The sequence below is a fragment of the Bacillus sp. AFS023182 genome, from assembly GCF_002560575.1.
In the GTDB taxonomy this organism is placed as follows: Bacteria; Bacillota; Bacilli; order Bacillales; family Bacillaceae_G; genus Bacillus_A; species Bacillus_A arachidis.
On record NZ_NTRO01000032.1, the window covers coordinates 88,049 to 99,469 of the forward strand.

Sequence of the window (11,421 nt, forward strand, 5' to 3'; positions counted from 1 at the left end):
TTACCGTCTCCTTTTTTGATAATTTTAATTTCGGAAAACTTTATTACCGAGTTCTTCAGTATGTTGCTGTACGAGAATCCTCATTCTCACCGCTTAACGATTCACTTTCTCATTGTTTAATAGCTCAATCATTTCACTCAACATTTCCTCTGTAAAAGCACCTGCGCTAAAGTTCACGAGTGCCCTTAATGGCATATAGCCCAGCATAGCATCCATTAATTCGGAAGTATCGCTATCTCCTTCAGACATGCTAGCAAGCGGACTACCTTCTAGCGCCTTTGCCATAAGCTCTTTTGCAATTGGTGCTAAACTTTGGTCTGTAAACAAGTCCCCAAGTAACGTATTACGATGTACTGGTTTTCGAATGAAAGTCGTTGATTGAACATAAATGCTTTCATGCAAGACGATCTCTTTTGAAGACTTTCCTACCAAAATTTCAAACTCACCTGTTTCAACATACCAGTCCTTCAATTCAACGTTATAATAAGCAAATGCTCTTTTAGCTAACGTAAAGGTAACCGTTTTTTCTTCGCCTGGCTGTAATTCCACTTTTTCAAATCCTTTTAGCTCTTTCTCAGGACGGATCACACTGCTTTCCACATCTTTTATATAAAGCTGAACAATTTCTTTACCTACTGCATTGCCAGTATTTTTCACATTTACACTGACAGAAACAGTCTCCGTATCTTTTATTTCTTTCTTATTAATTGAAAGATTACCATACTCAAATTTTGTATAGCTTAACCCAAAACCAAATGGGAACAATGGCTCAATATTTTTCGTATCGTAATAACGGTATCCGACGAACACACCTTCTTTATATTCCACTATGTCACCTTCACCAGGGAAGTTTAAGTAAGAAGGATTATCGCTTAAAACTTTCGGGAATGTTTCCGCTAATTTTCCGCTTGGATTCGCATCACCAAATAATAAATCAGCAATCGCTCCTCCTAATGCCTGTCCACCCAAATAGCCTTCAAGTATTCCTTTCACTTTACCTATCCATGGCATTTCAATTGGAGCACCGTTACTTAAAACTACAACGATATTACTTTGAACTTCTGCAACGGCTTCAATTAATTGCACGTGATTTTCTGGCATATGTAAATGCTTTCGGTCATACCCTTCTGATTCATAGCGATCTGGAAGTCCAACGAAAAGAACCACTGTATCTGCTCCAGCTGCTACTTCTTTTGCCACATTAATCATGTTTTCATCCAAAGCATCATCGGCAAGATCATAGCCCTCGGCAAATAATACGTTCGTATTTTTACCAGATACAGTTTCAATTTCTTCGAGAATGCTTTCCAGTTTTGTTGGATTAATATGAGAGCTTCCGCCGCCTTGATAGCGAGGTGCCTTTGCAAATCCTCCAATTACAGCTACCGTTCCTGCCTTTTTCAATGGAAGAATGTCATCTTCATTTTTTAACAAAACCATACTTTCGCGTGCAACTTTTCTTGCAAGCTGATGGTGCGCATCCTTACTATACACAGCGTGTTCCCGCTTGTTATCAGCTGCTTTAAAAATAATGTTAAGAAGACGTTCTACTGCTTGATCAAGCTTTTCTACAGATAGCTGACCACCATTAACTGCATCAATAATCTTCTTCTCACCAATTCCAAAGCTTGCAGGCATTTCTAGTTCCAAACCGTTCGCTAAACCTGCAACACGCTCATTTACTGCACCCCAATCAGAAACGACAAAACCTTCAAATCCCCATTCATTCTTCAAAATATCATTTAACAAATAGTTATTTTCCGAAGCATATTCACCATTCACCTTGTTGTAAGCACTCATTACTGTCCATGGCTGTGCTTCCTTAACAGCACCTTCAAAACTAGCAAGATAAATTTCACGCAGTGTTCTCTCATCAACAATAGCATCCGTCGACATTCTACGATGTTCCTGATTATTAGCCGCGAAATGTTTTAATGATGTTCCAACCCCTTGACTTTGTACGCCGTTAATATGATTTGCAGCCATTTGAGATGATAAATAAGGGTCCTCTGAAAAATATTCAAAATTTCTTCCGCACAGCGGCGAACGCTTAATGTTTGCCCCAGGCCCAAGAAGAACACCGACATGTTCAGCCTGACATTCCTCTCCTAATGCAACTCCTACTTGTTTTATTAATTCTTTATTCCATGTACTCGCTAATCCTACTGCTGATGGGAAACAAGTAGCTGGGACACTATTATAAATCCCTAAGTGATCTGCTCCCTCTGCCTGTTTCCTAAGTCCATGCGGTCCATCAGTTACCATAATTGAAGGAATTCCCAATCGCTCAATCCCTTTTGTATTCCAAAAATCTAATCCAGAACATAGACTTGCCTTTTCTTCTAGTGTCATTTGTGAAATAATTTGCTTAATATCCCTTTTCATAATAGTCCTCCTAATCAAAAGATTATTGGGTAAGCGCTTTCTTAAACCTATTATAGTTTTTATTTTTCGGATATTATGGTATTGTTTTTAGAAAAATTGTAAAATTTTTAGCTGATGTTATACTGAGTTTTAATGAATGGAGGTTAAAATAATGAATTTCTCCAAACTAGAGGATTTATATTATATTTGTAAGCTGGTCTTTGACATGTATAAAATACCTATCTTTTTTCTTGATAAAAAGGGAGATGTAGCATTTGAACTCTCTCGCAACTTTCAGCATAACCCATTGTATACTTCAAAAGAGGAGATATTTCGTCAACTATTTAAGGAGGAAAACTTCTATCGTTTTCCAGTACTAAGGGAGACCTCCTGCCTTGAAAACTATTTCTCAATTAACCTGCGTTCAAATGACCAACTTAGCGGGAACATCATTGTCGGTCCTGTCCTTTATTCGAGGCTATCAGAAGTATCAATTAAAGGAATCATCAATGACCTTCATCTAAAAATAAACAAAGATGAAATGGTTCGATATTATCATTCTCTCCCTGTTTTAAGCAATTTGAATTTTTTAAATTTGAGCATGGTCCTTTATTACATGCTGTATCAATAAAAATTAGATATGGTTGATATCCTGCAAAAAAATATGCTGTTAGAAAAGGAAAAATTTGAAGTGGAACAGCCCGATATATGTATATCGGAACACCGTCAAAATTTACTGACTCATGTCGATCCACTGGCTGAGAAGAAAATCTTTGCATGTATTAAAGAAGGGAAAAAGGAGGATTTAATTCAAAGCCTAAGGGGATTATCTGAAGAAGGGAATCTGGGGGTGTTATCGAAAACGAGTCACCTGCGTAGCCAAAAAAATTCCGCCATCGCAGCCATCACACTTGCGACTAGAGCTGCCGTAGATGGTGGACTATTCCCTGAAATCGCATACACCCTTAGTGACTTACTCATCCAAAACCTAGAAGAAATAAAAGAAAGTAAAGCTATTATTCCATTTTTGGAGAATGCTTTACTTGAGTTTTCGGAACGAGTAAAAAATGGGAAGTTGCAAAAGTATTCAAAACCCATCAACGCATGTCAAAATTATATATTCACTCATCTTTACGAAGATATTACACTTTCTCATTTAGCGAAAATAGCCGCACTAAATTCTAGTTATTTGTCTTTCCTTTTCAAAAAAGAAGTAGGAATTTCAGTAAGCGAATATATCCAGCGTGCTAAGATAGATGAGGCAAAAAGTTTAATGACCTATACGAGACATTCTTTATCCGAAATTTCCACACTATTAAACTTTCATGATCAAAGTCATTTTACGAAAGTATTTAAAAAACATACTGGTGTTTCACCTAAACAATTTAAAAATGGGTGTGTTGAATTCCCCCCACCTACCTCTACACGAGCTTGAGCTGGGGGATTCTTCTGTTTCTGCTAGGACAAAAATAGTTCCTCTCGTTCAACAAAAAGGATACAACGATATAGAAGCTCTGTAGTGTTCCCTTGTAAGACAGACGACCTATTCTATTTTCCAGGGAAAACAAGTAGAGCTAAAGGGATATAGCGGCACGACTTTATTCTAACTCCACAAAAGTAAATAGCAAAAAGAATAATCGTATATCAAACCCCGCTTGTCAACGCGACTGATTTGGGGATACAAGAAATAAACTGATTAATAAATTCATCGATTTCTGCCTTTGTAATAATATAAGGAGGGAGTAAACGAATCGTATTTCCATTTGTAACGTCCACAAGCATACCTTTATTCAATAATTCTAACTGTAGTTTTTTTACATTTTCATTCGTATCCTGAATACTAATTCCAAACATCATTCCAGAGTGACGCACTTCTTCAATAAAAGAAGAGTTTTCCTTCTGGATTTTTTGGAGTTTTTCATTTAAATATAAGGACGTTTCATAAGACTTTTGCATTAAACCATCATCAATTAATGTTTTTAATACAGCCAACCCTAAAGCCGTACCAATTGGTGAATGTGCGAATGTTGTTCCATGATCACCTGGTGAGAATATATCATAAAGTCGTGGACCTACTATTATCCCTCCTAATGGTGTACCGCCTCCCGCTCCTTTACCAAATTGAATAATATCAGGTGTAATATCAAAATGTTGATAAGCAAACAATTTCCCAGTTCTCCCTATTCCACTTTGCACCTCGTCAACAATAAATAACATATTATATTGTCTACAAAGCTCTTCAACACCTTTTAAATATCCCCCCGACAAAGGGTATATCCCACCACTTCCTAATACTGGTTCTACCATAATAGCAATCGGATTTTCTTTGAGTATGGTTCTTTCAAGTTCCTCTAAATTCTCTCGTTCCACTTCATATATAGGAATAGACGTACGAGGAAAATTCTGATATATACTTTCTTGTCTTGTAAAGTGCAGAGCGCCTAATGTACGTCCATGAAAACTTTCTTTGAGTACAATCACTCCATCACGTTTTTGATTCGTTATATGTCTGTACTTGTGGATTAGTTTTAAGGTTGCCTCAGTAGCCTCTGAACCCGAGTTTGTATAAAAAACTTTCCCATCCTTTAAAGAATAATCGACTAATTTTTTTGCATATTCAATAGCCACTGGGTTTAAGAAATGAAAGGGAAGATGTAAGCATTTTGTAACTTGTTCAAAGGTGGCATTTATAATATTAGGATGATTGTAGCCTAATATATTCACTCCCACACCAGAAAATAAATCAAGGTATTCTTTACCATTCACATCATAAAGCTTACAACCTTCTCCCTTTTCTATAGCAACCGGCGTACGGGGATACGTAGACATTACATATTCTTTATCTAATTGAGACCAATTGGTCATGAATGATTCCTCCTAGGTGTAAACACATTAACTTTACATTATTTCACATGTTCTCACACGAATTTTTGGTACAACTTGTGAATTGACTGTACCATCATCCTATTTACAAAAAATTCTATTAGAATCCTTCGCTCCTTCTAACCTGTAAGGAGGTTTCGATAATTATATCCAATAGCTTGTTATAGGATATTCCCGCCGCATGAGCGCTTTTAGGCAGTAAGCTATTTTTGGTCATCCCTGGCAATGTATTCACTTCCATAACGTACGGGATTCCATCTTTTATCATCATATCCACTCTAGCATAAACACTGCATTTTAATGCTCTATAGCAGGTCATTGCAGCTACAGCGACACGTTCATATGTTGCAAGTGGAAGCTCTACAACCTCTTCAATCGTAGCGATATCATCGTATTTCGCATGATAATCAAAAAATTCAGCCGTATGTTGAATCGAAATGATTGGTAAAAGTTTTCCGTCCAAAATAGAACATGTAATTTCTTCGCCCTTTATATATTTTTCAATCACTATTTCAGAATCCCATTTGAATACATCCTCAAGAGAGGAAAGTAAAGAATCCTTATCGTAGACAATCTTTACCCCTACACTGGAACCACCTGAGTTTGGTTTGACCACTAACGGATATCCCATTCTATCTATTTCATCAAGCTGCAGATCTTCCATATTTGAAAGATGAATCCAATCTGGTGTTTGAATGCCCTCATAACGAATCATTTTTTTTGATATATTTTTATCCATACAAATACTACTTGATAGCATGCCGCTTCCTGTATAGGGAACGCCAAGGGTTTCCAATGTACCTTGAATCGTACCGTCCTCCCCATATTCTCCATGAAGTGCTAACAATGCAATATCAAGATTTCTTCCCTTTTCAACAAGCTCTTTTTTATCATTTAGTTTAATAGGCACTATTTCATACTTACTCTTATCCAAATGTGCAATCATTTCTTCCCCTGTCATAAGGGACACTTGTTTTTCAGAGGACACTCCTCCCATAATAACGCCAACTCTCATTTTCCCAACTCCTAATTTTCATTTTTCAAGGTATCACCAATTATCTTAATCCCATTGAAAATATCCTCTTCTTTTAAGCGAGAGAATCCTAATCGAAACGTATTACTTCCGCCTCCATCTGTATAAAAGACATCTCCAGGAGAAAAAACAACTCCCTTTTGATAGCACTTTTTCAAAAGTATACGAGCATTTATTTCTTTTTCTAACTCTATAAAAAGATGAAGTCCGCCATCTCCAGTCATTCTTTTAAATGGAATGTATTGATTACAAGAATGAAGGGCTAGTTCATATTTTTTCTTATAAATTGACTTGGCCTTTTTTAAATATTTTTCGAAATAACCATCATGTAAATATTGATAAAGCACTGCCTGATCCAATGTGGACGTATGAATATTGCGTGCCCTTTTCATACTTTCTAAGTAGTGGATTAATTTCTTATCCGCTAATATCCATCCAACACGTAAGCCCGGAAAAAGAACTTTTGAAAAACTGCTAATATAGATAACATTGTTCCCGGGTCCAGAAAAGGTCAATAACGGCGCTAAATGTGAACCTGAATAACGTAACTCCTCATTAAATCCATCCTCCACAATTGGAATTTGATATTTTGAAAAAAGGTTCATGATTTTAGACCTTTTTTCAGAGGAGGTGACAATCCCAGTAGGGTTATGGTAGGACGGAATTAGATATGCAAAATCAAAATCTGTTTCGGACAAACTTTTCTCAACTTGACAAATATCGATACCATCATCCTGCATCTCCATCCCGTGGATTTCATATCCATGTAATCGAAAAAGCTTTAATGCAGTATGATGGGTAGGGTTTTCGCAAATAATACGCCCGGATTTTTTAGCTAAGGAAGACAATAAAATATCCAGACCCTCAGTGAAGCCATTCGTAATGAGGATATCTTTGTTGGAAATGTCTACCCCTTTCATTTCCATATAGTGAAGAAGGTAATGAATTAAGGGTCTATAACCTTTGGCATATCCGTAGTTCAAAATGATATCTCCTTCATCGGATAACCTGGTCAAAAAAGCCCTTTTAAAATTTTCGACATCAAAAAGCTTTTCATCCGGGGCAATACTATTGAATGAAATCATACCTTTTTCCCAGCGAACACCGTGCTTCATTAAATCTAATTCATCCGCTTGCAACGTAACTTCACTGAGCTTTTCTTTCCAGTTGATTTCGATAGATGGTGTTTGGGATGCATCGACTTTCCCTACAAAATTCCCTTTTCCCTTTATTGCATAGATTAGACCTTCTTGTTCTAAATCTGCATAAGTAGTGAGAACGGTCGTTCTGCTAACCGATAATAATTTACTGAGTTCTCGGGTAGATGGGAGTTTCTGATGCTCCAATAGCTGTCCTTTCATAATCATTTTTTTCAAATGATCCTTTAATTGGATATAAACCGGACGATTTTCTACAAACTTAAAATCATTAAACACTTTCTTGCCCTCCTTATTATCATTTTTACATAATTTTATCTATCTCAAAAGGTCCACCACATATGTATTTTCTTTAACTAGTGGTATGGTTTAAAACACCATTCATACATCTTTTTACAAATGTAGTGTAGTGCTTTCCTAAGTGGAAGTAAAAAATCCCTCTTGGTAAGAGTACTATTTTTATACCGTAACCAGTTGTTTTGTATCCTTTAAAAGACTTACATGAAATTAGTGTTTGATTAAAAAATGTTTTAGACTATAGAAAAAAGTATTAGACTGTCAAAATATAGTTGCAGACTGAAAAATTATTTTCTGTACATGAAAGCACCTTTTGTTAAGATAAAACCAACGTATCGCAAAAGATTTAAAAATCTCAAACAAGCATAACCCCGTTCTAAATTTAGGACGGGGTTAAAAATATAGTTGCTTTATTTTTGATGTAAGATACTTCACTACACTAAAAAACATAACAATAAAGTCATATATAAATTTAAGTTTTATTCAACAATAGCGCCCGATTGTTGAAGATTTTATTGAAGATAAGCATCCCTTTAGCTTAATAATGAAAAGACAATTTCTTACTATTAATTGATGCCTTCTCCTACAATTAAAAATCTATTATGTTTATTTTTTTGAAATTACAGTAAACATACCCGTCATGTTTGGTGAGTAATCTTTAAAATCATACTTTTCATAGAATGATTCTTTACCTTGTGATGCAAACAAACCGACAAACGCCTTATCAGGCGCATTTCGATTTAAGTACTCAACCAAAATATTCATTATTTCCTTCCCAATACCATTTTTCTGATAATCTGGATGAACCACTATATCTTGAATATAGAAATAGATAGCCCCATCACCAACAATTCTCCCCATTCCCACAATTTGTTCATTATCATTGACAGTGATGCAGTGAATCGAATTCTTCAGTGATGTTTCCACCACTTCAAAATTCATATAATTAGTCCATCCCACGGACTCGCACAAATACTTGTATTCTTCCAATGTTGGGATGTTATTTTTAAACTCATATTTCTTCAAAATGTATCCTCCAAGTCCTTAATTTCAACAAGTATATAAATTCGACATCTCTTTATCTATTCCCTTTAGCTAAAGTACAAACCTTCACATTCTCTACGATGTTGTTCCACAATCTAGCCCGATTGCGAAACAAGAAAAAATTCTTCTTCAATTTCCACCCTAACTGTAGGGACATCTATATAACTACCATCTGCTAATTTTCGCAAAATTTTATCACTAACCGAAGTACTCATAATTTCTCTCCCCCCAAAAAAGATTTATAGTTATTATTATAAAGCAATTCCAGGAGGTGAAATATGGATAAATCAAAAAGAAAAACATTATAATTTTAATCATTTTAGCACTCATAGTTTTAATAACAGGTTATACTATATCAACTATCCAAGACAGAAATACAACGAAAGAAAAAGCTGCTGGAGTTGCGAAAGAGCACATAAAAAAAGAAGAGAATATAGATTTCATGGTAACTGATGTCAAAATTGAACATTTAGAACTCGCAGGATTTATTACAGTCTCAGGATATGATAAAAATAATAAACAACAAAGACATTATGTTGTAATAAATAAGACTCAAAATTATATCATCGATCATTGGGGAAAAGAATAAGGTAATTATAATAAACTCCCAACAACTAAATACATAAAATAACATAATTATAGCAAGGGACTGCTTGTGTGCTGATTTGTAATGCATTCCCTTATTCTAGTAATTTAAAAAAGAACAAGCTGCTAAAGCTGCCATAGAACATATTAAGAAAAAAGAAAATATAGATTCTGTGGTAACTAATATCAAAATTCATCAGTTAGAACTCAGAGGTTTTATTACAGTTAGAGGATATGATAAAAATAATAAACAAAAAAGATTTTACGTTGAAATAAATAAAATTCAAAATTATACAGTCACTTCTTTGGGAGAGTAATAATCATTTTCCAACAGAAAACTCTCACCTTCAAATACTATGTTAATAGGGTACCTTAATGGTGTCTTTTCTTTATTTATTAAAGGACCTGCTCAATTAGTTCGTAACAGCATAAAATAAACCGAATCCGTTACATGTGAACTCCTATGTTTTTCCCCTCTTACTTAAAGGAGGAACTATTATGGGCTTTGGTGGTAGTTGTGGAGGCTGTGGCTTTGCTGGAGGATTTGCTTTACTCGTTGTACTTTTCATATTATTAATCATCGTTGGAGCTGCTTGCTTCTGCTAAAAACAATTAGAAAAGGTGCTCATAAGAGTGCCTTTTCTTTATGGGGAACAGCCACATTGCCATCAACCTAAGAAAACAGGTTACCCCCAAAACGATAAATAAGCTCTTTTTCACAAGAAAGCCCAAAAATTTCGTTCTGGGGTGTAATAAAACTTTAGCTTGATGGGCATGGGGTAGCACCACACATCCATCAACTTAAGGATTTAGACTATTTTTGAAGTTAAAAGCACGTTACTATTCTCTTATGTTAATGAAAAAGGGTGACGTGCTTTTTATGAATATGCATCAAAAACAAGGAGTTACTATTTGTTTTTATGATATAATTTACATATATAGGAAAGGTGGGAGATTATGAAAAAACGTTCATTAACAGGAAAAATATTGGTTTTTTTGGGGGCTATTTTATTTGTTTGGGGACTAATTATGCTTAATGTGATTACAGATGTTATACGGTTTGAAAACATAAATAAAGTATTATCATTTAGTGTTCTTATTGCTGGAATAGTTTGTTGCATTGCATCTAACTTTTTCAAAGATTCTAAAGGATCTTCTAACAAAATATAAAACCTGTATAAAAGTGGTATAAGGGGTCTCGCGAGCATTTTGAAAAAAACCACGTTAAGCAAAAAATACAATAAGCTGCCCATATGGACAGCTCATTTACATAAAATTCGAAAGAGGAAGCAATTTTTTGTTATGTTATTTATCAATTTATCTCCTGAAATCGTATGTATCTTCGGGAACATTTAATGTATGTCCGTTAATGATTACTGTATCATTGTCTTGCCAAACAATTTTTGCCGTATCCTCTCGGTAATTCCAATACACATTCTTTGTCTTAAAATATTTGCGGTGATTAAATACTAACTCTCCTCTAACAGCAAAACTCGTTGTTGCTCCACCGTCTGTTACATAAGCTTTAAATGTATATGTTCCGTCAGGAGATTGTTTTTCAGCAATCTTTTCACCTGTCGGTAGTCGATCCATACTGAAAAACGCCCAATACACTCCGTATACGAACAAACCAACTATACAAAATAATATAATTAATGATTTTCGTTTGGTTTTCTTAATTTCCTTCTTTGCAAAATTCATGTTTTAGCTCCTATTAATGACTTTTATGGCAAACTTCTCTCGTTCTCGGAAGTAGTTATTTGATTCGTTCAAAGATAATCTCAAAATAATTCGCGTATCCTGCGATTGCTGGAGTAAAGATTTGAACAAGTTTCCAACCGTCTTCAGAATGTTCGGCAATAATACGTTTATAATCTTCTTTAGGCTGTCCTTTCCATTTATCTACTTCAATTTTCACGAATTTGTAATCGTACATATCCTTCCCTCCTTTTCCTAATTGTACCATTTTAGAGAATTGATTCGTTAAGATATTTGGATGTATATTTTATTCATAGAGGGATACCGCCACATCACTATCAAGCTAACAAAATAAAATAC

10 protein-coding genes and 1 pseudogene are annotated in these 11,421 nt (G+C 35.0%); 4 read left to right on the forward strand and 7 right to left on the reverse strand.

Annotated elements, in window-relative coordinates; translation table 11 throughout:
* Nucleotides 1-93: 93 nt before the first annotated feature.
* Complete coding sequence (locus tag CN288_RS16925; protein ID WP_098302680.1) at nt 94-2,385, reverse strand: glycoside hydrolase family 3 C-terminal domain-containing protein; 2,292 nt, start codon at nt 2,383-2,385, stop codon at nt 94-96.
* Nucleotides 2,386-2,536: 151 nt separating this feature from the next.
* Here CN288_RS16925 and CN288_RS16930 point away from each other — a divergent pair.
* Nucleotides 2,537-3,799, forward strand: a pseudogene (locus tag CN288_RS16930) (helix-turn-helix domain-containing protein).
* Between the two features lie 209 nt (nt 3,800-4,008).
* Here CN288_RS16930 and CN288_RS16935 read toward each other — a convergent pair.
* The 4 genes from CN288_RS16935 to CN288_RS16950 form a co-directional block, all read right to left on the reverse strand.
* Nucleotides 4,009-5,229 (reverse strand): aspartate aminotransferase family protein, encoded by a 1,221-nt coding sequence (locus CN288_RS16935; RefSeq protein ID WP_026593245.1) that lies wholly within the window; start codon nt 5,227-5,229, stop codon nt 4,009-4,011.
* Between the two features lie 118 nt (nt 5,230-5,347).
* Nucleotides 5,348-6,262 carry a D-alanine--D-alanine ligase gene (locus CN288_RS16940; RefSeq protein ID WP_098302681.1) on the reverse strand — a complete coding sequence of 305 codons (915 nt, stop codon included), beginning with the start codon at nt 6,260-6,262 and terminating at the stop codon, nt 5,348-5,350.
* An 11-nt stretch (nt 6,263-6,273) separates the two neighbouring features.
* Nucleotides 6,274-7,716: a MocR-like pyridoxine biosynthesis transcription factor PdxR gene (pdxR, locus tag CN288_RS16945; protein ID WP_098302682.1), complete on the reverse strand. Its 1,443-nt coding sequence runs from the start codon at nt 7,714-7,716 to the stop codon at nt 6,274-6,276.
* Nucleotides 7,717-8,340: 624 nt separating this feature from the next.
* A complete protein-coding gene (locus CN288_RS16950; RefSeq protein WP_016113544.1) occupies nt 8,341-8,760 on the reverse strand; it encodes a GNAT family N-acetyltransferase in 420 nt (139 codons plus the stop codon).
* Between the two features lie 460 nt (nt 8,761-9,220).
* Between CN288_RS16950 and CN288_RS30055 the strand changes: the two genes are divergently transcribed.
* The 3 genes from CN288_RS30055 (at nt 9,221) to CN288_RS16965 (ending at nt 10,533) form a co-directional block, all read left to right on the forward strand.
* Complete coding sequence (locus CN288_RS30055; protein WP_369680627.1) at nt 9,221-9,367, forward strand: hypothetical protein; 147 nt, start codon at nt 9,221-9,223, stop codon at nt 9,365-9,367.
* 494 nt (nt 9,368-9,861) lie between these two features.
* On the forward strand, nt 9,862-9,969 hold the full coding sequence (locus CN288_RS16960; RefSeq protein ID WP_000505670.1) for a YjcZ family sporulation protein: 108 nt from the start codon (nt 9,862-9,864) through the stop codon (nt 9,967-9,969).
* A gap of 351 nt (nt 9,970-10,320) precedes the next feature.
* Nucleotides 10,321-10,533 carry a hypothetical protein gene (locus tag CN288_RS16965; protein ID WP_098302684.1) on the forward strand — a complete coding sequence of 71 codons (213 nt, stop codon included), beginning with the start codon at nt 10,321-10,323 and terminating at the stop codon, nt 10,531-10,533.
* A gap of 147 nt (nt 10,534-10,680) precedes the next feature.
* On the opposite strand, the gene CN288_RS16970 is transcribed toward CN288_RS16965, so the two are convergent.
* Both CN288_RS16970 and CN288_RS16975 read right to left on the reverse strand, forming a co-directional pair.
* Nucleotides 10,681-11,064 carry a DUF5412 domain-containing protein gene (locus CN288_RS16970; RefSeq protein WP_098302685.1) on the reverse strand — a complete coding sequence of 128 codons (384 nt, stop codon included), beginning with the start codon at nt 11,062-11,064 and terminating at the stop codon, nt 10,681-10,683.
* Between the two features lie 55 nt (nt 11,065-11,119).
* Complete coding sequence (locus CN288_RS16975) at nt 11,120-11,299, reverse strand: DUF4177 domain-containing protein (RefSeq protein WP_090690701.1); 180 nt, start codon at nt 11,297-11,299, stop codon at nt 11,120-11,122.
* Nucleotides 11,300-11,421: the final 122 nt, after the last annotated feature.

Coding starts and splice junctions, on each gene's coding strand:
- CN288_RS16925 (WP_098302680.1), bottom strand. CDS start 2,385: ATGAAAAGGGATATTAAGCAAATTATTTCACAAATGACACTAGAAGAA.
- CN288_RS16935 (WP_026593245.1), bottom strand. CDS start 5,229: ATGACCAATTGGTCTCAATTAGATAAAGAATATGTAATGTCTACGTAT.
- CN288_RS16940 (WP_098302681.1), bottom strand. CDS start 6,262: ATGAGAGTTGGCGTTATTATGGGAGGAGTGTCCTCTGAAAAACAAGTG.
- CN288_RS30055 (WP_369680627.1), top strand. CDS start 9,221: ATGGTAACTGATGTCAAAATTGAACATTTAGAACTCGCAGGATTTATT.
- CN288_RS16960 (WP_000505670.1), top strand. CDS start 9,862: ATGGGCTTTGGTGGTAGTTGTGGAGGCTGTGGCTTTGCTGGAGGATTT.
- CN288_RS16965 (WP_098302684.1), top strand. CDS start 10,321: ATGAAAAAACGTTCATTAACAGGAAAAATATTGGTTTTTTTGGGGGCT.
- CN288_RS16970 (WP_098302685.1), bottom strand. CDS start 11,064: ATGAATTTTGCAAAGAAGGAAATTAAGAAAACCAAACGAAAATCATTA.
- CN288_RS16975 (WP_090690701.1), bottom strand. CDS start 11,299: ATGTACGATTACAAATTCGTGAAAATTGAAGTAGATAAATGGAAAGGA.